The organism is Streptomyces scabiei 87.22 (assembly GCF_000091305.1).
GTDB classification, from domain to species: Bacteria; Actinomycetota; Actinomycetes; order Streptomycetales; family Streptomycetaceae; genus Streptomyces; species Streptomyces scabiei.
Map to the genome: position 1 here is coordinate 1,790,163 of NC_013929.1, position 24,174 is coordinate 1,814,336.

At 69.4% G+C, this 24,174-nt stretch carries 8 protein-coding genes; 4 read left to right on the forward strand and 4 right to left on the reverse strand.

Annotated features, from left to right (window positions below; translation table 11 throughout):
- Positions 1-27: 27 nt before the first annotated feature.
- The 4 genes from SCAB_RS07590 to SCAB_RS43680 are packed head-to-tail and all read right to left on the reverse strand — an operon-like array spanning position 28 to position 9,174.
- Positions 28-1,113, reverse strand: a complete 1,086-nt coding sequence (locus tag SCAB_RS07590; RefSeq protein ID WP_012999469.1) for a DEAD/DEAH box helicase — start codon at positions 1,111-1,113, stop codon at positions 28-30.
- Positions 1,110-2,957: a DUF1998 domain-containing protein gene (gene drmB, locus SCAB_RS07595; RefSeq protein ID WP_041668950.1), complete on the reverse strand. Its 1,848-nt coding sequence runs from the start codon at positions 2,955-2,957 to the stop codon at positions 1,110-1,112. The genes SCAB_RS07590 and drmB overlap by 4 nt, the downstream gene beginning before the upstream one ends.
- On the reverse strand, positions 2,954-6,079 hold the full coding sequence (locus SCAB_RS07600; protein ID WP_012999471.1) for a helicase-related protein: 3,126 nt from the start codon (positions 6,077-6,079) through the stop codon (positions 2,954-2,956). Before SCAB_RS07600 ends, drmB begins: the two co-directional genes overlap by 4 nt.
- Before the next feature lie 47 nt (positions 6,080-6,126).
- A complete protein-coding gene (locus SCAB_RS43680) occupies positions 6,127-9,174 on the reverse strand; it encodes a sigma-70 family RNA polymerase sigma factor (protein WP_049875666.1) in 3,048 nt (1,015 codons plus the stop codon).
- Positions 9,175-9,431: 257 nt separating this feature from the next.
- On the opposite strand from SCAB_RS43680, the gene SCAB_RS07610 reads away from it, so the two are divergent.
- From SCAB_RS07610 to SCAB_RS07625, 4 genes are all read left to right on the forward strand, one after another.
- Entirely contained in the window at positions 9,432-15,785 is a 6,354-nt protein-coding gene (locus SCAB_RS07610; RefSeq protein WP_012999473.1) for a protein kinase domain-containing protein, read from the forward strand.
- Positions 15,786-15,814: 29 nt separating this feature from the next.
- Positions 15,815-18,781 carry a DEAD/DEAH box helicase gene (locus SCAB_RS07615; RefSeq protein ID WP_012999474.1) on the forward strand — a complete coding sequence of 989 codons (2,967 nt, stop codon included), beginning with the start codon at positions 15,815-15,817 and terminating at the stop codon, positions 18,779-18,781.
- A complete protein-coding gene (locus tag SCAB_RS07620) occupies positions 18,781-22,812 on the forward strand; it encodes an Eco57I restriction-modification methylase domain-containing protein (RefSeq protein WP_012999475.1) in 4,032 nt (1,343 codons plus the stop codon). Before SCAB_RS07615 ends, SCAB_RS07620 begins: the two co-directional genes overlap by 1 nt.
- A gap of 65 nt (positions 22,813-22,877) precedes the next feature.
- Positions 22,878-24,011 (forward strand): EcsC family protein, encoded by a 1,134-nt coding sequence (locus SCAB_RS07625; RefSeq protein ID WP_012999476.1) that lies wholly within the window; start codon positions 22,878-22,880, stop codon positions 24,009-24,011.
- Positions 24,012-24,174 lie beyond the last annotated feature (163 nt).

Here is a 24,174-nt window from a genome sequence, read left to right on the forward strand (position 1 = left end):
CGACATGCCTAGCACACTGGCCCCAGGTCAACCGCGCAGCAGCACGCCAGCCCCTACTTGCGCGAGCAGCGGCGGCTCCGTCTCGCCCTCGTACGCGAAGTGGAGTTCGCCTTGTGCACGCGTGGCAAGGACGTAGTAGGTCATGCGCAGAGCGGCCGAGGTGGGATCGACCGCGGCGTCCGCGTGAGCGTCGGGGACGACCACCGTATCGAATCCGAGCCCCTTGGCGCTCCTGCGATGGACCAGCACGATGCCGGGGCGACCGAGGTCGAGCGTGCGATAGCGCCCGCCCCTGGCGTCGGAGGTGTACAGCTGTGGTTTGAGCCGCGGTGCTCGGTGCTGCAGCGTGCCGAGCAACGAGAACTGAGTGTGCTTCGAATGGGCGATGACACCGATGCTGCGTCCCGGGCGTCTTTGGGCCAGCAGAATCAGTAGGTCGGCGGCGCCTCGTTCGGGCAGGTGATGGAGTCGCACCGGGGGTCCCTGCCGGTCCGGCAGCGGAGGCGAACCGGCTCCTGTGTGGAAGTGGGCCGCGAACGACGCGATCTGGTAGGTGTTGCGATGGTTGCCCTCGATCCTGTGGCGGTTGCACGCGCCGAGGCGTTCGGCGATCTCGGCGAGTGTGGAGTTCGTGTCGGCGAGCCGTTGACACTCGTCCGCGAACACGGTCAGCCGTGCTCCCAGGAGTCGGCACAGGCGGTAGAACTCGGGCGGCAGGTCCTGGCCCTCGTCCACAACCAGGGTGAGTCCGGGGACGGGCCCGCGCTCCGCGGCACGTTCATAGATGGCCGGCCAGTCGAACCATCCGTCCTCGCCCCTCGGGGGTGTGCCGCCGTACCACTCGCCGAGCCATGCGTGCGCGGTAGTCACCCGCACGCTGCGGTCCGTCGGGCCCAACCTGTGTACGGCACCGGCCAGTGACTGGCGCAGGAGATTCGAGTACGTCAGCAACGTGGTCGGAGTACCGGTGAGGGCGAGCATGACGGCTCGCTGGATCGCCAGGAAGCTCTTCCCACTGCCGGGCGGCCCACTGATCAGGTGATTTCCGTCGAAGGGCAGTCCGTCGAGGCAGGAACGCTGCTCCGCGGTGAGGTCGCGGTAGGTGAGTGTCACGTCTCCTCCAATGCGTCGGCGGCCGCGGAGCGGGCAGCGGCGACGATGGACTCCAGATAGCCCGGCACATGCTCGCCGCCGACGACGAGGGCACGGTCGAGGAGGGTGTTGCCGGTCTCGCAGCTGGTCTCGGGCAGAAGTGCACAGGCGTGGCAGGCCGCCCGGTTGAGGTTGCCGAATCCCTGACCTGTGTGTTCGGCACACAGTGGGTCGGCCGAGCACCAGGCGGCGGCCTCCGTCATCCGCAGCAGTGTCTCGGCCAGGCGCGGGGGCTCGCCCTGGCGCACGAGCCCGCCGAGGGTGCCTTCGGCGTCCCCGGCTGCCGTGTACACGAGGATGCCGTACTGGTCCTGCTCGGGGCGGGCGTAGATCCGTTCCCGCAGACTCGCCGTCGTGTAGCCGGACTCGAAGGAGAGCTGACGGATCAGCAGGTGTGCAAGGGTGTGCAACAGCACGAACCTCGGAGAGAGTTCCGGCCCGGTCACAGCTTCAAGACGGTCCTTCTGGAACGAGCGGTCAAGGTCGGCCCGCATACCGGCCACCTGCCGTCGCACCCTCGTACCGCTTTCCCAGGAGGCGAGTTCGTCCCGGTCGAGGGTGAGGAAGACGCCCTCGCCGTAGACCTCCACGGCAGGCAACCACTTCAGGCGCCGCGCGCTGTCGGCGGGTACGACGGAGGCGTCCGGGGAGACCCGGGTGAAGCCGGAGAGGGCGCGAACCTCGCGCAGGCGGTCGGCGAGGACGATCCGGTCGAAGCGTCGTTGCAGACCGGACCAGGGCTCCGCCGTCTCGCCGGCCAGACCGAGCGTCGTCTCTCGCAGCGCGAAGTCGCGTGTGACCGGCGGCGCGGGAGCCGTGAATGCGGCCCATTCCTCACGGCTCAGGTCGGGCCGGGCCGGAGCGTCCGAAGCAGCGGGAACAGCCTCTGAAGCCCCGCCCGTCTCCTCGGCGACGAGGATGTCCAAGAGGTCGTCACCGGCGCCGGTGTCGTCCTGGATCATGGTGCGCAGTGCCTTGGCACGCGGGGTTCCGGCCGTACGGCACAGGGAGACCCACAGGTCGTGTTCCCGCACCCGCTGGGCGAGGGCGTCGTCCGTGTGGGCCGGTAGCTCCGTCTCGGGGATGTCGAGCGCCGAATGCACGACCGGGTAGTAGAGATTGCCGGCCGTGCGCTGCACGATCTGCACCGGTCGCACGCACTCGACGCCCTCGCTCGCCCGCTGCCAGGGGTTCCGACCCGAGCAGCGCATCCCGTGGGTACCGAGGATGTCGAGCAGATCGCGCGCCGCACCGCACCCCTTCGCGGCGCACGCCACGGAGAGTGCCTCAAGCCCCGAAGCACGTTCGGATACCAGAAAGCGGAGCCTGTCCCGCTCTCCGCACTGCCGCCGCTCGGCGGCCTCGCGCCGAGAGTGGGCCCAGAACCACCAGTCGATGTCGCTGAGGTGCCCGCCCGAACAGATCTGCACGAACCGCATGGGGGCGAGCGTCCGGGCCGGTGAGCAGGACGGGCAGCGCGGTGCCTGTCCGTGTTTCTCGTCTGCGATGCGCCAGCGCTTCATCCGCCGGCAGGCTCCGCAGAACAGCCAGGACGGAAAGCGGATGTATGGCGCGCCGGGCGTGTCCGGGATGTCGAACCGGTCGTTGGCCGTCGCGGGGGCAGCGTAGAACCCGGTCACGCCCAGCCTGGAGGCAAGCCTCGGTGAGTCGACCTTCTGTCTGCCACGGGTCGGCCAGTCACCGATTCCCGTGGCGACGAACGACTCGCCCTGGATGTCGAAGACGGCTCCGACGCCGAAGGGCACCACCGTCTGGGACTGACGTACCCGAAGTGTTCGGCTCACAGGTCGGCTCCTTTCACCGTCACCTGGCAATCCCGGTCCACGTTGCGCATGGAGTTCGGTGTCTCCCACAGGCCGTAGTTCTGTTCGAAGCTCTTGATCAGGTTGGACTGTCCCTTGCCCTGGCTGCGGTAATACAGCTCGCGGCCCTCCTTGCGGGCCTGGCGGGCGGCGTCCTCCCAGTCGGCGAGGAGCGAGGAAAGTTCCTTCCTGACGTCGTCGCCCACTCCCGGCTCGCGCGCGTCGGCACGCGCCGCCAGTTCCGCGACCACCGTCTCCACTTCGGGCAGCCGGTCGATCACCTGATCCGCCTGGTTCTCGGCGGCCATCCCCAGCCGGTGCCGTACGAGGATGACGAGCGCGGCATGGAGGGCGCGACGACGTGACGGCACCGACCAGGGGGTGACGCTGGTCGGCTCGACGTGCCGGTACAGGGAGCGGTGATAGACATCGAAGGTCTCGTAGTGCGAACGGTCCCGCGGGCGGGTGGCGTTGAAGAACGTCACGACGAGACCCGCCACCGCGTGCCGACCGACACGGCTCGTGGCCTGGATGTACTCGGAGGTCGTCTTGGGTTGCCCGAGCATCAGCATCAGCGCGAGGCGCTTCACGTCGACGCCGACGGACAGCATGTTGGTGCAGGGAAGGAAGGAAACCGACTGCGGGTCGTTCCAGGGCTTCTCCAGCCGGTCGAGCAGGACGGGCTGCTCCGCGCGCGGCAGGTTGCTGGTCAGTTCCTGCACCTGGTGGTCCAGCAACCGGCGTGTCCCCGCACCGGAGTCGAGTCCCGCGATCTGGGCGGGGATGTCATCGGCGGCAGCGGTGACAGTACGGCCGAGTTCGCGCAGGCTGTGGTGGTAGGCGACGAGGGTCCAGTACGCGTCCCGGTGCTCCTCGGGCAACTCCCAGGCGCCCTGCAGCATGGTGGCTGCCGTGGCCACGGCGGCGCGACCGGCCGTGTGGCCCTGGGCCATGACGCCGAGGTAGCGCCGCCCAGGGCGGGAGGTGTCGGGTTCGGCGAAGTACGAGTGCCGGGCGTCGAGCCCGGCCGGCGGGAAGAGCTGGGCGGCGCCGCCGTAAAGGGCCTGGATCTGCTCGCCGGAGCGGCGGATGGTGGCGGTCGACGCCACGACCTTCGGCCCGATGCCGTCGGGTGTGATGCACAGCCCCAGCACCGCCGATTCGTACAGGCCTACGGTGGTACCGAGGGGACCGGTGAGCAGATGCAGCTCGTCCTGGATGACGAGTGACGGCGGAAGGTTCGGGGAGCCCGCGCCGAACAGGCGTCCCGCGCGCGGTTCCCACGCCAGCCGGGCGAACTTGTCGACGGTGCCGAGCACGAAAGTCGGCGGCCGGTCGTAGAGGTGCTCGTCGACGACGGCGACGGGAAGTTCGTCGTGGAAGGCACACTCGTCACGCGGGCAGAAGAAGGCGAACGAGTCCGCCGAGGCTCGCACGCCGTAGTCCCCGATGTCGGGCGACTTGTGGGCGGGCAGGATGCGGGTCCCGCACCAGGGGCAGCGGTCGAGGATGAACACGTCGTCGGGCCGGGTGGCGGCGCGGACGTCGTCGAAGGCCGCCCGGGCCTTTTCGTACGTGTTCGGTGAGGTGGCCTCGCCCACCCACAGGCCGATCGAGAAGGGCTCCTCGCCATAGGTGTCCGGGGCGTCGCGACGAAAGGTCTCCAGGGCACAGACGGTGGTGGCCGCGCGCTGGAACTGCTGGGTGGTGAGGAGGCTGAGGGTGTAGCGGCTCAGGACCGCGGTGCCCCGGCCGACGGGATCGCCCCGCCGGAGCACCATGGCGAAGGCGGCGAGCAGCAGGTACGCCTCCGTCTTGCCGCCGCCGGTCGGGAACCAGATCAGGTCCGTGGTGGACCGGTCCGGGTGCCGTGGGTCGGCCACGCCGTCCAGGGCGAGGAGGAAGAACGCCAGCTGGAAGGGGCGCCAGGTGGCCTGCGGATCCGGTTCGGGGTCGAGGAGTACGGCGTCCCGGCGGGACCGGCGCTCTCCGGCCTGGTCGCGTGCCGAGTGGCGCATCTGCAGGGCCATGGCACGGTTCGCGGTCCGAAAGGCGTGCAGCAGTTCGGGGCGGCTCGGGTCGCACAGGGTGCGTACACCCGATTCGATCCGGGCCACGGCGGCACCGATCCGGCCGAGGACCCGGTCGGCGGCGTCGCGGCCCCAGGCGGGGATGTCCGCAGTCAGCTGCCCCACGTACCAGGCTCGGTAGTCTGCCGCGAACTCGCCGAGGTCTTCTCGTAGTTGTTCGAGAGACACTTCGGGGTCGGCGAGGTACCGGAGGTTGAGTACCGGAGATCCGCTCAGCCCCGCCGCACGGACTCCACTGACCTCGGCCTCAGGCATGACCGCAGCCTTGAGCCCGGTCACCTGGCTCCCCGAGCCGTCGTACCGCTCCTCGACAGCGCAACCATGGCCGACAGCATGGGTCCTGACGTGCCGGTACTGCAGGCGCAGTTCCTGCTCCTCCGGGTCACGACTGGCCAGACGGACACTCGGGTACTGAAGGACCTCGCCGTCCAAGGGCCGTGCCTCCAGGCGTACTTGGAAGAGCATGCGGTCCCATTGGGCGGTCTTCCCGAGATTCGGTTCATGACGGGCGGCGTTGACGAGAGCGACGGTGACCAGCTGACCGACGCCGAAGTGACGTCGTCGGAAGCGCAGTTCGGCCCTCCCGTCGAGGACGTCGATGTGGTCTCGGTCGGGGCCGAGAGTGTGGTCCTCGGTCGGCAACACCACGCGTTCCCAGCGCCTGCCGCGATCACCGGTGGCGGAGTGGGTCACATAGCGGGCGCCCGCACAGCGGACTTCGACAGTGGTGGCGTCGGTGTAGAAGCTGAAGCCGAGGGAGGAGGGAAGCCATGCGTTGGACTCCGGGATCGGGTCACTCGCCGGGGCCGTGTCCTCGGCCGCGCGTTCCGTACCTGCCCCTTCCGGGTCCTCCGCGGCGAGGTGCAGTTGGCGCTGCAGGTCGGCCTCTTGGGGATACAGGGTGCCCATCAGGTACTGCCGGTCGGGCGGGGCCTCGAGCATCTCGTGCTCTCCCCCGGCCGGGCCTACGAGTTGGCGGTGGAGATAGGCGACGAGTTCGTGTCTGGGATCCATGGTCTTCCTCGGGAAGTTGCGTCGGGCGCGGGGGCTGTGGGCGTGGGTCAGGACCGGTGCCAGATGCCCCTGAACGATGTGCGCCCGTCGTCGTCTCCGCGCACGGCGGCGAGCTCTTCCTGGAGCTCGCTGATGCGAGCCCAGGCATCGTGTTCGGTCTGGGCAGTGTGCTGAGCGGCCCGCTGTTCGGCTTCCTCCACCTGGGCCTGTGCCTGCTGCCGGCCGGCGACGATGGCGTGGTCCCGCTCGATCAACTGGGCCTCGACTCGCCCCAGCCTCTCTTCGATGTTCTCGATGTGCGCGTCGGCTTCCTCGCGCTGCCGTCGTAGCCGCTGGTCGCCCTCGAACACCTGTTGCTCCGCTCGTGAAGCACGCTGGACGGCTGTCACGGCCCGCCGCTCGGCCTCGACCGCTCGTTGTTCCGCCTGGGTGGCGCGCAGACGAGCCATGGTCAGTTGCTGCTCGTCGCGGGGCGAGCCCTGGGCTGCGGACCGAGCCGCTTCCAGGGCACGGTCCGCACGCTCGGCGATGATGCGCTGCGCCTCGCGGTGTCCCTCTCTCAGACGGGCGAGTCTCTCCTCTGCCTGTCCCTTCAGATACCGCTCCTGACGGCTCAGCGCGATGTCCACGCGATACAGGAGTGCTTCTTCCAGAGTTTCGAGCTGCCGCTCGGTGTCCGCCTCGGCGGCTGCGACCCGGGCGTCGGCGGCCTGCCGTTCCGCGGCGAGCTGCACCTCGTGTTCACGATGTACGCGCGCCAGCCGAGCCTCGTGTTCGCGGCGCTCCGCTTCGAGGAACCGTTCGGATTCGGCGCGGAGCCGATCGAATCGCGCCTCGGCCATGGCCGTGTGCCGGGCGAGCCTTGCGTCGGCCTCCGCTTGCGCCTCCGCCCGAACCCGCGCGAGCTGCCGCCCGAGGTCCTCAGCCCCAGCTGTGGACTGCTGCTGCGTCTCCTCACGAACGGGACCGAGCAGCAGTTCCCTCGCCTGGGCGGGGCTCTGATCCGACTCGACGCCCACCCGGACCGACCCCTGGTGCTGGTCAGGCTCGCCGCGGGGCGGGCCGGGTTGCCACTCGGCTGCGCTCTCCCCCGTGGGAAACGCCGGTTGTGCGGCAACCGCGACGGAGGGAGTTCGATGATGCTCAGCGTCCTGGCCAGGGGGCGTAGCCCACTGTTCGCCGTCGTCACGGCCAGAGCTGTGCATCTGCTCGGGTGGTCCGTGGACCGATGCCACGTATCGCTCGTCCTCGGCGGGGGACGACTTCGGCTCCTCGTCGGCCGCGTCGGGTCTTCCCGGCCGCCCCTCAGCGATTCCTCCGGCGAACTCCGCCGACATGCGCTGGGCCTTCCCCCAGTCCGCCGTGTGCTGCACCTGTTGTCCACCGAGGGCGGTCGGGGCGGGAGGTGGCTCGTCGGGGGCACCGTCGAACGCGTTCTCCCCCGTGTACTGCCCGGGCTCCTTCGCCGGGGCCGCCTCCTCATCGGTCCGCGTCGACGACTCCTCTGCCGGTTCCGGCCTTGCCGGCTCCGTGGGCGGCTCCGGCTTCGGCTTCGGCACCACCTCGGGCAGAGGCTCCTCAAGCACGACCCGGCCGGCGTCCATCCCACCGACCGGCGCGACCGTTGCGCTTGCCCTGGCACGGGCGCGCCTCGGCGGGATCTGCTTCCCGGCGTCTTCTTCCTCGTCCTGGGGCCCGTGGCCACTGAGCAACCCGGCTGCCCGCAGCCTGCATCTGAACTCCGAGCGCGCCTTGCCCTCCAGTTGCCGGATGCGCTCACGGGTCACCCCGAACTCCCGCCCCAGTTCGTCGAGCGTCGAAGGCTCCTCGCCGTCGAGGCCCAGGCGCCGGACGAGGATGCGGGCGCTGCGTTCGGAGAAGGTGCCGACCACGCCCATGACGTCCTCCATCAGGAGCACATGCAGCACGTCGTTCTCCACGGACGGCAGAGCCTGCCGCTTCCCGACGAAGTCGCCCAGCGTGGCTCCGTCACCGATGATCCGGTCGAGCGAGTCGGTGCGGCGGGTCAGCTTCCGGATCTCCTCCACCCTGTCCAGGGTCATGTCGCACTGGACCGCGACATCGACGTTCCCCGCGGGCCTCCCCTGCGCTGCCAGAGCCCGTTCCGCTGCCGCCACTTTGCGCATCTGCTCGTGCATGTGCACGGGGACCCGGATGAGGGCTCCCTCGTCCGCGATGGCACGGGACACCGACTGCCGGACCCACCAGGTCGCGTAGGTCGAGAACTTGTAGCCCTTCGCCGGGTCGAACTTGCGGGCCGCTCGCATCAACCCCAGCACTCCGTGCTGGACCAGGTCCTCGTACTCCAGCCCCTGATCCAGACACGAGCGGATCAGCGAGTGGACCAGGCGCTGGTTGTGCAGGACGAGACAGTCCCGTGCCCGGACTCTGATGTCATCGGACGGCAGCCCGCTCAGCTCCTCGTCTTCGGGCTCCTGGCCGACACTGTCCGTACCGCCCCGCAGCAGAACGGCGAGACCGACCTCCGCCTCGGCCGTCAGGAGGCTGTTGCCCAGGTGCCGGCGAAAGCGGTCTTCCCGCAGCACGGCCATCGCAGCGGCCACGGCCGCATCGCTGTCACCGCCGACGGCCGCGTGTTCCGGCTCCCCGTCAGACGCCGGATCATCCCCACCGCCCGCCCCCGGCTCCCCCGATGCAGCGGATGCGTCGGGCACGGCCTCGACGTCCCGAACCCTTGCCCCGTCGCGCAACACCGCCGTGTCCCGCTCACCGAGACCGGCCAGTCGCGCCACGCCGTGCACGACGCGGGAGGTCACGAACCCGTCGGCGTCCGCATAGCGCAGGAGGAGCGTTTGCACCACATCAGCCCCGGCGAACACATTTTCTCCACGGAACGGTGCAACCTTTTCCATATCAGGAGTGTCCGCGTCACTGTGTACCTGCGCTTCCCGGACGGGCAGCCCCAATCGGGCCAGTTCGTCCCGCAGCCGTTCCCGCTCGGCACCGCCGAGCCCCAAGGCCTGCACCTGCTCCACAAAGGCGGATTCCGGCACCGCGCCGTCCACCGCGGCACTCCGGAGCCGCGAGAGCAGGACCCCCAGCGCGGCCTTCAACCCCGGCGCTTCCGCACCGGCGACGGATTGGTGTCTCATCGCGGCTACCCCCAACCGATTCCACGGACGAGACTAGAGGCAGCACGTTGACGACGTCAACAGACTGAACATCTATCGGAAATTCTCACCATCGTGTACGGTGGCGGCGGCCGCGGCGCCCCCTCTGTCACGATGGGCGGTGGCGCAGTCAGGTCAGGGGGACGCATTCCGTTTCGGAACAGCGAGAACCCGCGGAAACAGGGACAGAGGAGCGGGGCGTGAGCCACGAGCTGGTCGACGGCAGATTCCGTATCGGGCGCGTCATCGGCAAGGGCAACATGGGGGAGGTCCACCGGGCCGAGGACCTGGACGCCCTCGTGGGTTCGCCCGAGCGCGTGGTCGCGCTGAAGACCATCCTTCGCCGTCGTACCGGCCTTCAGATCGACACCGGTGCCGACCCCAAGGCGGTAGAGCGCTTCGCGCGCGAGGTGCGCATCATGCGCCGCCTCGACCATCCCAACCTCACTCGGCTCGTCGCAGGCGGAGTCGCCGAGGACCACGGCAGCCTTCCCTATCTCGCCATGGAACTCCTGGACGGCGAGACGCTGCGCGACCTCATCGAGGAGGAACGGCAGCTCCCCGTCACCTGGGCCGCCGCCATCGGTGCGCAGATCGCGTCCGGCCTCGCCGCCGCGCACGCCGCCGATATCGTCCATCGGGACCTCAAGCCCGCCAACGTCATGCTCACCCGGGGCGGCACGGTCAAGGTCCTCGACTTCGGCATGGGGCGCATCGTCGACGACCCCGACGAGGCCCGGCTGACCGGCACCGGCGTCAGTGTGGGCACGGCCCGCTACATGGCTCCGGAGCAGTTCGAGGCCAAGCAGGTCACCCAGGCCGCCGATCTGTACGCGCTGGGCTGTGTGCTGTACGAGATGCTCGTGGGGGTACCGCCGTTCACCAGCGAGTCCCCGTTCGAGCTGGCCGCCAAGCACACGCGCGAGGCGCCGACGCCCATCGCCGTGATCCGCAGCGAGGTGCCCGCCGAGCTCGTCCGTCTCGTCGACCGGCTGCTCGCCAAGGACCCGGCGGCCCGTCCCGCGGACGCCGTCGCCGTACGCGACGCGCTGCTTCCCCTGGTCGTACAGGACGGGGACTCCCAGCAACTGCCGCATTGGAGCGCCCTGGACCCGGCCCGCCCCCTGCGCGACCCCGCCGCACAGGCCCCCGCCCCGCAGGCCACTCCCCCGAAGCCGCCGCCCGTCACCGTCTCCGGCGCGGGCATGGACGTATTCGGCGTCCACCGCACGCTCATCAGGGACTACCGCTCCTTCACCGAGGGCGGCACCGTCATCCGTGACGACCGTATCGCGGCGTTCGTCGAGGACGACCTCAACAGCAAGTCGCAGTGGCCCGACCCGTGGCTGTCGCTGAACCCCTTCTTCCAGGGCGGCGGCACGGTGGTCGAACTCGCCGGGCAGAAGGTGCTGCACGACGAGTGCGCCCGGATCTTCCAGGCGAAGAAGACCGAGGGCGGCACGGTGCCCGACGGCCGTCCGCTGACACTCCACCAGCACCAGCGCGAGGCCATCGACGCCGCCGCGTCCGGTGCGTCGTACGTCCTGACGACGGGCACCGGGTCCGGCAAGTCGCTCGCGTACATCGTCCCGATCGTGGACAAGGTCCTCCACCAGCGGGACGCCGAGGGGCCGAACGCCGCCAAGAGGGTCCGGGCGATCATCGTCTACCCCATGAACGCGCTCGCCAACAGCCAGCTCAAGGAGCTGGAGAAGTATCTGCGCGACGGCTACGGCACGGGCCGCGAGCCGGTCACCTTCGCCCGGTACACGGGCCAGGAGGACGACGAGAAGCGCAAGGAGATCCGGGACAACCCGCCGGACATCCTGCTCACCAACTACGTGATGCTGGAACTGATGCTGACCCGCCCGGCCGACCGGGCGAGCCTCATCAAGATGGCGCGGGGCCTGGAGTTCCTGGTCTTCGACGAGTTGCACACCTACCGCGGCCGGCAGGGCGCCGACGTCGCCCTGCTGATCCGCCGCGTCCGCGAGGCCTGCCAGGCGCAGGACCTGCAGTGCATCGGGACGTCGGCCACCATGTCGACGGAGGGCACGCTCGACGACCAGAAGAAGGTCGTCGCAGGAGTGGCGAGCACCCTGTTCGGTACGACCGTGCGCCCGGAGCACGTCATCGGCGAGACCTTGGTCCGCGCCACCCACGACACACCGGAGATCGTCTCCGCCGAGCGTCTGGGCTCTCCCGCCGCGCCGCGCGCGTACGACGATCTCGTGCGCGACCCGCTGGCCCGCTGGATCGAGACCCGCTTCGGCCTGGCCACCGACGAGGCCACGGGGCGGCTCGTCCGGCAGCGGCCCACGAAGATCGAGGTCGCGGCGAAGGAACTGCACGAGGAGTCCGGGGTCGCCGAGGACCAGTGTGCCGCCGCGATCCGCGCCACCCTGGAGGCCGGTTCGCAGGCGCTGCACCCGGTGACCGAGCGGCCGCTGTTCGCGTTCCGGCTGCACCAGTTCCTCTCCAAGGGCGACACCGTGTACGTCACCCTGGAGGACAAGCTCTCGCGCCATCTCACCCGCTCGTACCAGCTCGAACAGCCGGGCAGCGACGGCAGGTTGCTGATGCCGCTGGCGTTCTGCCGGGAGTGCGGCCAGGAGTATCTGACGGTGTGGCGGACCGAGAGGGACGGCGAGGTCCGCTACGAGGCGCGCCGGGACACCTCCGCGACGGGCGGCCGGCAGGGCGACGGCTACCTCTACGTCGACCACGAGCGGGCGTGGCCGTCCAACGTCCAGTACGCGGTGGACGATCGCCGACTCCCCGAGTCCTGGCTGGAGTTGGACGACAAGGGCCAGGAGGTCGTGAAGAAGTCGTACCGCGACCGGGTGCCGCGTGCCGTCACCGTCGATCCGCGCGGTCACGAGGGCCGCGGCGAGCTCCAGGCCGCGTTCGTGCCCTCCCCCTTCCTCTTCTGTCTGCACTGCGGGGTCGCGTACGAGCAGACGCGCGGCCGGGACTTCGCGAAGCTGGCGACGCTCGACCAGGAGGGCCGCTCCTCCGCGACCTCGCTGATCTCGGCGTCGGTGGTGCGCTCGCTGAAGTCGGTGCCGGAGGAATCCCTGGACAAGGAGGCGCGCAAGCTCCTCACGTTCGTCGACAACCGGCAGGACGCGTCCCTCCAGGCGGGTCACTTCAACGACTTCGTGCAGATCACGCAGTTGCGCGGCGCCCTGTACCGGGCGGCTCTGGACGCGGGCGAGGACGGCGTCCACCACGAGGAACTGGCCTCGTCGGTGACGAACGCTCTCACCATCGAGCCGGCCGACTACACCGGCGAGAGCGATCTGCCGCCCTCCCTCGCCCGCAACGCCGCCAAGACACTGCGTGACGTGATCGCGTTCCGTCTCTATCTGGACCTGGAGCGCGGCTGGCGCATCACCATGCCGAACCTGGAACAGACCGGCCTGCTGGAGATCGGCTACGAGGACCTGGACTGGGTGGCGGCCAAGCAGGACCGTTGGGCGGGCACGCACGAGGCGCTGCGCGACGCCGACCCGGCGCTGCGGGCCGAGGTCATGAAGGCGCTGCTCAACGAGATGCGCCGCTCCCTCGCCATCGACGTCTCGTACTTCCGTGACGACTTCGACTCGCTCCAGCGGGCGAGCGAGGAACGGCTGATCGACCCGTGGGTGCTGTCCGCGGCCGACAAGCCGAAGGTCGGCACGGCCTATCCGCATCCGTCCGGCCGGGGCATGGACCGCTCGGCCCTGTTCCTGTCGGCGCGCGGCAAGTTCGGCAAGTACCTGCGCCGCGCGGACACGTCGTTCAAGACCCTCGATCCGGCCGATCTCCAGCTGGTCATCGAGGAGTTGCTGAAGGTGCTGGCCAAGGCGGGCCTGGTGAAGGAGGTGACGGAGGCCCCGCAGCGCGCCGGCCGCTACCGCAGGTCGTCCGCCCCGGCCGCCACCGGCTACCGGGTGGCCGCCCAGTCCCTCGTGTGGCGTGCCGGCAGAGGCGAGCGGGGCACGCACGACCCGCTGACCCGCACCTACCAGAGCGGCGACGGCCCGCGCGTCAACACCTTCTTCCGCGACCTGTACAAGGACGCGGCGGGCACCCTGTCCGGCCTGTTCGCGCGCGAACACACCGCGCAGGTCTCTCCGGAGGAGCGGGAGCAGCGCGAAGAGGCCTTCCGTAAGGCGGAGTTGAAGCTGCTGTACTGCTCCCCGACGATGGAGCTGGGCGTCGACATCTCCCAGCTCAACGCGGTGATGATGCGCAACGTGCCGCCCACCCCGGCGAACTACGCGCAGCGCTCGGGCCGCGCGGGCCGCAGTGGCCAGCCCGCCCTCGTCACCACGTACTGCGCGACGGGCAACAGCCACGACCAGTACTACTTCCGCCGCTCGGAGCGCATGGTCGCCGGCGCCGTCGCCCCGCCCCGCCTGGACCTCGCCAACGAGGACCTCGTCCTCTCCCACCTCCAGGGCATCTGGATCGCGGAGGCCGGCCTGAAACTGGGTCGTGCCGTCCCCGAGGTGCTGGACGTGTCGTACCCGGACACGGGCGACCGCCCGAACCCGGCGCTGGAGCTGCTGCCGGACATCCTCGCGGCCTCCCTCGACGAGAGCGCCCGCCGCCGCACGATCGACGCGGCTCTCCGCGTCCTGGGCCCGCTCCTGCCCGACTTCGCCGACACCACCTGGTGGCACGACGACTGGATCCAGGACCGGGTGCGGACGGTGGCGACCCGCTTCGACCGGGCCTTCGACCGCTGGCGGCAGCTGTTCCGTTCCGCGCTCGACGACCAGTACATCCAGAACAGGCGCCGCCTCGACTACAGCCTCACCGAGGGCGACCGCATCCGCGCCAACGCCCGCCGCCGCGAGGCCGAGACCCAACTGAACCTGCTGATGAACGAGAGCGCCGACAGCAAGTCGGTCCTCTCCGACTTCAACCCGTACCGCTATCTCGCCTCCGAGGGCTTCCTGCCCGGCTACAGCTTCCCACGGCTCCCCCTCGCCGCGTACATCCCGACCGTCGGCCGCCGCCGCGGGGACGGCGACTACCTCCAGCGCCCGCGCTTCCTCGCGATCCGAGAGTTCGGCCCGGGTGCGCTGATCTACCACGAGGGCGCCCGCTACCAGGTGACCCGCATCCAGCTCCCCCCGGACTCCTCCGGCGAGCTGGCGACCAGCGAGGCCCGCCGCTGCGCGCACTGCGGCTACCACCACGACCCGGAGCAGCTGGAGGACCGCTGCGCCATGTGCCACGAGCCGCTGGGCGCGGCGACGTACGGCCTGCTGCACCTGCACACCGTGTATACCACCCGCCGTGAGCGGATCTCGTCCGACGAGGAGGAGCGGCGCCGCGCCGGCTTCAAGCTGGAGACGTCGTACCGCTTCCAGGACCACGGCACTCGCAAGGGCCGCCTGAACGCGGCGGTCACCGACGTCTCGGGCGTGCCGCTCGCCGAGGTGGCGTACGGCGACTCGGCGAGCGTTCGGATCACCAACATCGGCCCGTTGCGTGCCAAGAACGACGAGCCGCCGGGCTACTGGCTGGACCTGGCGGACGGCCGCTGGATGACGAGCAAGGACGCGGCCGAGGCGTCCGGCGAGTTCAGCGAGCTGGACAAGGTCGACGCGGACGGCAACGAGCGGCGCCGCAAGAAGCGGGTCATCCCGTATGTGGAGGACCGCCGCAACATCCTCGTCGTCACCCTCGACGAGCCGCTGCCGGAGCCGGTGGCCGTCTCCCTGATGTACGCCCTGGAGCGTGGCATCGAGGCCGCGTTCGAGCTGGAGGACTCCGAGCTGTCGAGCGAGCTGCTGCCGCCGGACGACGGCCCGCGCAACCGCTTCCTGTTCACGGAGGCCGCCGAGGGCGGCGCGGGTGTGCTGCGCCGCCTCCAGGCCGAGCCCGACGCCTTGGCGAAGGCGGCCGTACGCGCCCTGGACATCTGCCACTTCGACGCGGACGGCACCGACCAGGGCGGCCCGCACCCGGACCGGCCGTGCGCGCTCGGCTGCTACGAGTGCCTGCTGACCTACGGCAACCAGCTCAACCACGCCCTGATCAACCGCCACTCGGTGCGGGACCTGCTGGTGCGGCTGGCGACGGCGACCGCCCGGCGGGAGTCACGCGGCGAGTCGCGCTCGGAGCAGTACCGGCGGCTGCTCGACCAGTCCCCGCCCGCGGCCTCCTCCCCCGCTTCTTCCCCCTCCTCCCCCGCCGAGCCGACACCGGTCGAGGCAGCGGCCGGGGCGGTGGTCGGGGCATCGGCGGCCGAGCTGGCCGCTCGGGGCGACTTCCTGGGCTGGGCGAAGGCGCGGGGCCTGCGGCTGCCGGACGAGCCGGGCTCGTTCCTCACCGAGGCGATGGCGACCCCCGACTACGTGTACCGCCTGCCCGGCGTGAACGTGGCCGTCTTCGTGGACCTGCCGGACCAGGAGCAGGACAGCTCCCGGGACGAGGACGCCGAGGACCGTCTGTTCAACGCCCGCTGGGACGTCATCCGCTTCGCGCACGACGCCGACTGGGACGCAGTCGCCGCTGCCAATGCCCGCTACTTCGGCTCTCCGGCCGCCAACTGACCGCCCATCCAGAGGACTTGAAGACTCACATGGCACTCACGTACTCCGCCGGTTCCCTGGTGAAGGCCCGCGGCCGGGAATGGGTCGTTCTCCCCGAGAGCAAGCCCGACCTGCTCGTCCTGCGTCCGCTGGGCGGCTCGGACGACGACATCGCCGCCGTGTTCCCGGCGTTCGAGGCGGTGGACGAGGCGAAGTTCGCGCCGCCCGAGCCGAGCGACCTCGGTGACCAGCGGGCAGCGGGCCTGTTGCGTACGGCGTTGCGCGTCGGCTTCCGCTCGGGCGCCGGCCCGTTCCGCTCGCTGGCCGGGATCGCGGTGGAGCCGCGCGCGTACCAGCTGGTTCCTCTGCTGATGGCCCTGCGGCAGAAGACGGTCCGCATGCTGATCTCGGACGACGTCGGCATCGGCAAAACGATCGAGGCGGGCCTCGTCGCGAGCGAGTTGTTGGCGCAGGGGGAGGCCACGGGCCTGGCGGTGCTCTGCTCGCCTGCGCTCGCCGAGCAGTGGCAGCAGGAGCTGCGCACGAAGTTCGGCGTCGACGCGGAGCTGGTCCTCTCCTCGACGGTCTCGCGCCTCGAACGGGGCCTGGACCTGGGCCAGTCCCTCTTCGACAAGTACCCGCACGTGATCGTCTCGACGGACTTCATCAAGTCCCCGCGCCACCGCGACGACTTCGTACGCCACTGCCCCGACCTGGTGATCGTCGACGAGGCGCACACCTGCGTGGTCGCCGACGACACCTCGACGGCGTCGCAGAACCAGCTCCGCTTCGAGCTGCTGCGCCGCGTCGCGGCGGACGAGACCCGGCACCTGCTGCTCGTGACGGCGACCCCGCACAGCGGCAAGGAGTCCGCGTTCCGCAACCTCCTCGGCCTGGTCAAGCCCGAACTGGCCGACGTGAGCCTGGACTCGGAGGCGGGCCGCAAGCTCCTCGCCCAGCACTTCGTGGCGCGCAAGCGGGCGGACGTACGCCAGTACCTCACCAAGGAGGACGGGCTCACCGACGACTCCCTCGCGGAGCGGACCGCGTTCCCCTCGGACCGCTACTTCAAGGACGAGACGTACAAGCTGTCGCCGGAGTACCGGGCCCTGCTCGACGACGCGATCGCGTACGCGAGTGAGCGCGTCGAGCAGGCGGGCAGCCAGGGCAAGCGCGAGGCCCGCATCGCCTGGTGGTCGGCGATCGCGCTGCTCCGCTCCCTGGTGTCTTCCCCGCGCGCCGCCGCGCAGACCCTGCGGACCCGCTCGGCGGCGGCGATCGCCGCGTCGGCGGAGGAGGCCGACAAGCTGGGCGCCCCGCTCAACAGCGACGCGGCCGACAGCGACGCGATGGAGGGCATGGACGTCGCCCCGGGCGCGGAGACGACCGAGGACACCGGGGACCCGCGCTCCTACCTCGCCGAACTCGCCGCGATCGCGGAGCAGTTGGAGGGCCCGGCCAAGGACCTCAAACTCAAGGCGCTCATCAAGCACCTCAAGGCACTGCTCGCGGACGGCCACAACCCGATCGTGTTCTGCCGCTACATCCCGACGGCCGAGTACCTCGCCGCCCAGCTGGAGAACGACAAGGAGTCCGGCAGGCGCGGCCCGCTCGGCGCCAAGACCGTCGTGAAGGCGGTCACCGGCACGCTCTCCCCGCAGCAGCGCCTGGAGCGCATCGAGAAGCTGGCCGAGGAGGCCGGCGAGGACGCCGCCGCCCGTCGCGTCCTGATCGCCACGGACTGCCTGTCGGAGGGCGTCAACCTCCAGCACCACTTCGACGCCGTCGTCCACTACGACCTGGCCTGGAACCCGACCCGCCACGACCAGCGCGAGGGCCGCGTCGACCGCTACGGCCAGCGCAAGGACCAGGTCCGCGTCATCACCCTGTACGGCGACGACAACGGCATCGACGGCAAGGTCCTCGAAGTCCTCATCAAGAAGCACCGCCAGATCAAGAAGGACCTCGGCATCTCGGTCTCCGTCCCCGACGAACTGTCGACGGGCGTCACGGACGCGATCGTCGAGTGGCTGCTGATGCGGGGCCGCGAGGACCAGGACGCCCTGTTCAGCGCGGACGCGTTCAAGGTGAGCACGGCGAAGCTGGACAGCGACTGGAACTCGGCGGCCGAGCGCGAGAAGGCGTCGCGCTCACGGTTCGCGCAGCGGTCGGTGCGTCCGCAGGAGGTGGCCCGCGAGGTCGCGGCGGTCCGGGAGGCGCTGGGCGGTACGGGCGAGATCGACACGTTCGTACGGGAGTCGCTGGGCGCCCTCGGTGCCGTTCTCCGCGGCGACGGCGAGGACTTCACGGCCCAGGTCGGCGGCACACCCATCGGCCTGCGGGACGCGCTGGCGCCGGTGGTGGGCGCGGAGGCGATCGAGAAGGACCGCGCGATCCCGTTCCGCACGGACCCGGCGGTGGCGCGGGGCGAGGCGGCACTGGTGCGGACGGATCCGGTGGTCGGCGCCCTCGCCTCCCATGTCCTGAACGCCGCCCTGGACACCCAGGCCGACGGCGCCCGCCCGGCCCGCCGCTGCGGCGTGGTCACCACGGACGCGGTCGGCACCATGACCACCCTCCTCCTGGTCCGCTACCGCTTCCACCTCACACTCCCCTCCCGCAGCGGCGAGAAGCAGCTGGTCGCGGAGGACGCCCGCCTGATCGCCTTCGAGGGCTCCGCCAGGAAGGCGGAGTGGCTGCCGCCGGAGCGGGCACGGGACCTGCTCGACGCGACTGCGTCCGAGAGCACGGACCGCCACTACGCCGAACGCACGATGACCCGCCTGCTCACCCAACTCCCCGACGTCTACGGCCACCTGGAGACGTACGGCGAGGAACTGGCCGCAGAGCTGGACGCCTCCCACCGCCGGGTACGCCAGGCGTCCGGCGAGATCGTCCGAGGCCTCTCCGTCACCGTGCAGAAGCCCGCCGACATCCTCGGCGCGTACGTATACCTGCCCTCCGCCCCTGCCGCTGCTACGGCCACCGCCCCTGCCGCTCCTGGAGTGTCCGCCTGATGTCCGCCGTCACTCGCAACCAGGTGTTCACCGCAGTCCACACGGTCGGAGGGCTGCTGCCCGCCGACATGCTGGTCCGGATCTCCGAGGGCAAGGACGTCCCCGGCTCGAAGCCGGCCGACTACGGCCTGCCGTCCTCCCGCTCGGTCCGCGACGAGGCCGAACGCAGCTGGGAGTACCTGAAGCCGCTCTGGCGCGAGCTGCGCAAGCACCTGCCCGAGGACCGGGAAACGGGCGACCCGGCGGCCGACCCGACCGGCCGCGCCGGCACTGACTGGCTGGCCCCGCTCTGGCGGGAGCTGGGCTTCGGCCCGCTGACTCAGGTCGGGGCAGCAGGCATCCCCGCCGACTCGGACACGGAGAAGAAGTTCCCGGTCTCCCACCGCTGGCGGCACGCGCTGATCCACCAGACGCCCTGGAACGCCAACCTGGACAAGCGCCCCGGCGGCGCGGGCACGGTCCCGCCGCAGTCCATGCTCCAGGAGTGCCTGAACCGCACGGAGGCCCACCTGTGGGGCGTCCTCACGAACGGCCGCCAGGTCCGCCTGCTGCGTGACTCCAGCGCACTGGCCACGGCCTCGTACGTCGAGTTCGATCTCGAAGCGATCTTCGACGGCGAACTGTTCAGCGAGTTCGTGCTGCTGTACCGGGTGCTGCATGTGTCGCGGTTCGAGGTGGCGGAGGACGCGCCGCCGTCCGCGTGCCGACTGGAAAAGTGGCGCACGGAGGCCATCGCCTCCGGCACCCGCGCCCTGGACCAGCTCCGCAAGGGCGTCCAGGACGCGATCACCGCGCTGGGCACGGGCTTCCTGCGGCACCCGGAGAACACGGCCCTGCGCGAGGACGTCCGCCCGAAGCCCCTCCAGGCCGCGCTGCTGCGGCTCGTCTACCGCCTGCTGTTCGTCTTCGTGGCCGAGGACCGCGACGCCCTGCTGTCGCCGAAGGCGGACCCGCAGGCACGCGAGCGGTACGAGGCGTACTTCTCGTCGGCCCGCCTGCGCGCCCACGCGAGGAAGCGGCGGGGTACGGCCCACGGTGACCTGTACGAGGCCCTGCGCATCGTCCTCGACGCCCTCGGTGACGAGGCGGGCCGCCCCGAACTGGGCCTGCCCGGCCTCGGCGGCCTCTTCAACGACACGGACGCGGACGCCCCGCTGCGCGGCCTGAAGCTCTCCAACGAGGCGCTGCTGACGGCCGTACGGCACTTGTCGCAGGTGCGGGACGGCAGCTCGGGCCGCTGGCGGGCGATCGACTACCGGCACCTGGACGCGGAGGAGCTGGGCTCCGTCTACGAGTCCCTGCTGGAGCTGGAACCGAAGCACAGCACGGCCGACCGTACGTTCACGCTGGTCGAGGTGGCGGGCAACACCCGTAAGACGACGGGTAGTTACTACACCCCGTCCTCGCTCATCGAGTGCTTGCTGGACTCGACTCTGGACCCGGTGATACGGGACGCGGTGAAGAGGGGCGAGGAGGCGGCGTCGAAGTCGGGGGCGACCGACCCCGCGGACGCGATCGTGAACGAGCTGCTTTCGCTTACGGTGTGCGACCCGGCGTGCGGCTCGGGGCACTTCCTGGTTGCATCGGCGAGGCGCATCGCCAAGCAGGTGGCAGCGGTACGGGAGCGGAACCCCGAGCCGACTCTGGATGCGGTGCGCCATGCGCTGCACGAGGTCGTCGCCCGCTGCATCTACGGCGTGGACCTCAACCCAATGGCGGTGGAGCTGGCCAAGGTGTCGCTGTGGCTTGAGGCGTTGGAGCCCGGGAAGCCGCTCGGATTCCTTGACGCGCATGTGAAGCATGGCAACGGGTTGATCGGAGCAACGCCGAAGCTGCTGCGGGACGGGATTCCCGACGACGCGTTTATCGCCACCGAGGGCGACGACAAGAAGCACGCCAAGGCTCTGGAGAAGATCAACCAACAGGAACGGGTCGGACAGGGCAGCCTCTTCGATCTCGGCGACGAGGCGGTCCAGGTCGCCAACACCGTCTTCGCCAGTGGGCTTCGGTCCATCACGCTGGCTCAGGCGGAGGAGTTGGCGGACGTGCGCCGCCAAGAGGAGGCGTACGAGGAGTGGGCCGGCTCCTCGGCGTACCAGCGTGCCCGGCGTGTCGCCGACGCCTGGTGTGCGGCGTTCGTGTGGCTCAAGACGCCGGAGGCTCCGCGCGCGGTGACGCACTCGGTGTTCAAGGCGCTGGAGGACGCGAGTGGCGGTGGTGTCGCTGCGGAGACACAGGCCGAGATCAAGTGTCTGCGCGACCAGTACAGCTTCTTCCATTGGCACTTGGAATTCCCCGAGGTCTTCTCCGTCCCCGAGAATGGCCAGGGTGTGTCCCCTGCGACTGGCTGGGCTGGCGGCTTCGACTCCGTGGTCGGTAACCCGCCATGGGACAGCGTGGAGTTCCCCGAGCTGGAGTTCTTCGCCCACCGCGCGCCTGAGATCGCCAAGGCATCCCGTACGTCCGTGCGCAAGAAGATGATCGAAGCACTCAAGGACTCCCCGTACACGCTTCCGCTGCACCAGGAGTTCGAGGCCGGCAAACGGAAGGTGTACGCAGAGAGCCACTTCCTGCGGCATTCAGGGCGAGTTCCGTTGACTGGGCAGGGGAACCTGAATACCTATGCCGTCTTTACGGAGACAGACCGCATGCTGCTCGGGCCGAAGGGGCGGGCGGGAGTGATTGTACCGACGGGGATCGTGACGGACGCACGGACGCAGTACTTCTCGAAAGATCTGGTGCGGAGCGGGTCGATCGCCATGTTGTACGACTTCGAGAACCGCGCCGGCCTCTTCCCGGCCGTGGACTCCCGCATGAAGTTTAGCATTCTATCCGTCACCGGCCGACTTTTGCGTGAATCGACTGCACGGTTCGCATTCTTTCTCCATGACCCGACCGAATTGGATGATCCGGAGAAAGCCTTCGCGCTGACACCGGATGAGATTGAGCTCCTCAATCCGAACACCGGGACACTTCCGGTCTTCAGGTCCCGACGCGATGCCGAGATCACGCTGAGCATGTACCATCGCTTTCCCGTCATGATCAGGACGGCGCAGGCAAATGGAAACCCATGGGGCGTGTCATTCATGCAGGGTTTGTTTAACATCTCCCATGATTCTAGCCTGCTTCACTCCCGCGAGGCTCTGGAATCTGACGGCTGGACCCTTGACGGAAATATCTTCCGGAAGGGGAGAGATCAAATGCTCCCTCTATACGAGGGACGCATGGGACATCAGTACTCTCACCGCTTCGGCGACTCGAAAGGAGGCTCCGAGTCGACCACCACGCAACTGGAATCCGCTGAATACGTGGTGCAGCCGCAATATTGGACCTCGTCCGAAGACACTCATGTCCGGCATACACGTCGCCGCTTTGACTGCACAACCGGAATGCTTGGTCATCGACGTGTAGCGCGAAGCAATGACGAACGCACATGCATCGCCACAATCATCCCGTGGGGATCCGCTTCGTATGGATGGATTCTATCTGCCGGTCCCTCAGCGAATAATCTGGCCCTCCTTGAAGCCACCTTCAACTCCTTTCCTTACGACTACGCTTTGAGGAATAGCCTCAGCCAGCCCAGCATCCCAAAGGGTACCTCTGAGCAGATTCCAGTCCCGCCACCTGACGCTCTCACACGCTTCCGGGCATTCATTATCCCGCGAGTGCTTGAACTTACTTTCACTTCGTATGACCTTACTTCGTTCGGTCGCGACCTCGGCCACACCGGCCAACCTTTCCGTTGGGACGAAAATCGCCGCCAAGTGATCAGAGCCGAACTAGATGCCCTCTTCTTCCACCTCTACGGCATCTCCCGCGAGGACGCCGACTACATCCTCGACACCTTCCCCATCGTCCGCCGCAAAGACGAGGCCAAGTACGGCTCCTACCGCACCAAGGAATTGATCCTCGCCGAGTACGACCGAATGGCCGCCGCTGGTCTCACCCTCAACAACCCTTTGGTGGACGGCGAGAACTACACCTCCACCCTCACACCACCTCCGGGCCACGGCCCACGCCACCCTGCCTGACAGCTCTCGACGACCTGACCTGGCGAGTCACCCACTCGTGCATCAATCCACGTCCCAGGGGGACCATGAGCAACCCGCAGCAGCCCGATCGGCTTCCCTCGGACTACGAACTCGCGGCGTGGCAGGCCGTCCAGCAGTTCAAGGGCCGCCCGCTGTCGCGAGGGATGAGTATCGCCGGCGAGCAAGTCGCCAACGGCGTCACGGCCCTCGGCAAGCGTGCCGCGAAACAACTGGAGAACCACCCACGGGCCAAGTCGGCGGTCTCACGTGGACAGCAGGCCGTCGCCAAGGGCGCTCAAAAGGTCGGGGCTGGGGCGCGCGGAGCCGCCGACGCCCTCCCGGAGTGGAGCGGCACTGCCTTTCAGTCCGTGCGCCAGACCGTGGGGCGGGCCGCGCGTGCGGGCCTCTCGTCCAAGCGCGTGGTTGCGCTCCACACGAAGCGCGGGCACGACGTCGCCTCGCTGCGCGACGTGCGCCGCCTCGATCTCGAACAGGTCGACGCGGTGCGCGGACGGGCGGCGAGCTGGTACTACCCGGCTGCTGCAGCTCTCTCGGGAGCAAGTGCGGGGCTGGTGATCTCAGGTGGAGAGCTCGTCATCGCCGCCTCCGCCGGCGCTGCGGCAGCGCCTTCCGGGGGTGCGATCGCGGGCGCTTTCGCCGCCGATACCGCAGCTGTACTCGGACTCGCGTCCCGCGCCGTCGGCCATGTCTCGCTGTTCTACGGCTACGACCCCGAAGAGCCTGCCGAGAAACTCTTCGTGATGTCCGTAGTCAACGTCGGCACGGCGAGTTCGGCCACCGCCAAGAACGCCGCGATGGCCGACATCTCGCGGCTCACCCAGGCGCTCTTCCGCGGCAAGGCATGGGACGTTCTGAACGACGCGTTCGTCACCAAGGTCTCCCAGCAGTTCGCTAAAGCATTCGGATTTCGTCTCACCAAGAAGGGGCTCGGCAAGGCCGTACCCGCATTCGGGATCGTCATGGGAGGCGCCTTCAACTGGACCACTCTGGAAGGGATCGTCGATGCCGCCGACATGGCGTACCGACGACGGTTCCTCCTGGACAAGTACCCGCATCTCGCTGACGAGGAAAAATTCTCAGCGTTTCCCGACGGCGTCCAGGACGTCCCGGACGACGCCGACGAGAAGATCAGCCTGCTCGACGAGATTGCCGAGGCGGGCGGACCAGACCTCCACTGACCCGATGTCCCGGCGGCGAACGTCATCACGCGACCGCTGGGACGGGCACGGCTCCGGCCCCGGGCCACTAATCCACGAACGCGAGCGCTCCTCACACCTGACTGCGAAGCAAGGTCGCGTTACGCCCCTGGATTCGCACAGCGCACGACCTGCTCAGGTACAC

Bases quoted from the DNA above. Each gene is read 5' to 3' on its own strand.
- SCAB_RS07600 (WP_012999471.1), bottom strand. From the start codon at position 6,079: ATGGATCCCAGACACGAACTCGTCGCCTATCTCCACCGCCAACTCGTA.
- SCAB_RS07615 (WP_012999474.1), top strand. From the start codon at position 15,815: ATGGCACTCACGTACTCCGCCGGTTCCCTGGTGAAGGCCCGCGGCCGG.
- SCAB_RS07620 (WP_012999475.1), top strand. From the start codon at position 18,781: ATGTCCGCCGTCACTCGCAACCAGGTGTTCACCGCAGTCCACACGGTC.
- SCAB_RS07625 (WP_012999476.1), top strand. From the start codon at position 22,878: ATGAGCAACCCGCAGCAGCCCGATCGGCTTCCCTCGGACTACGAACTC.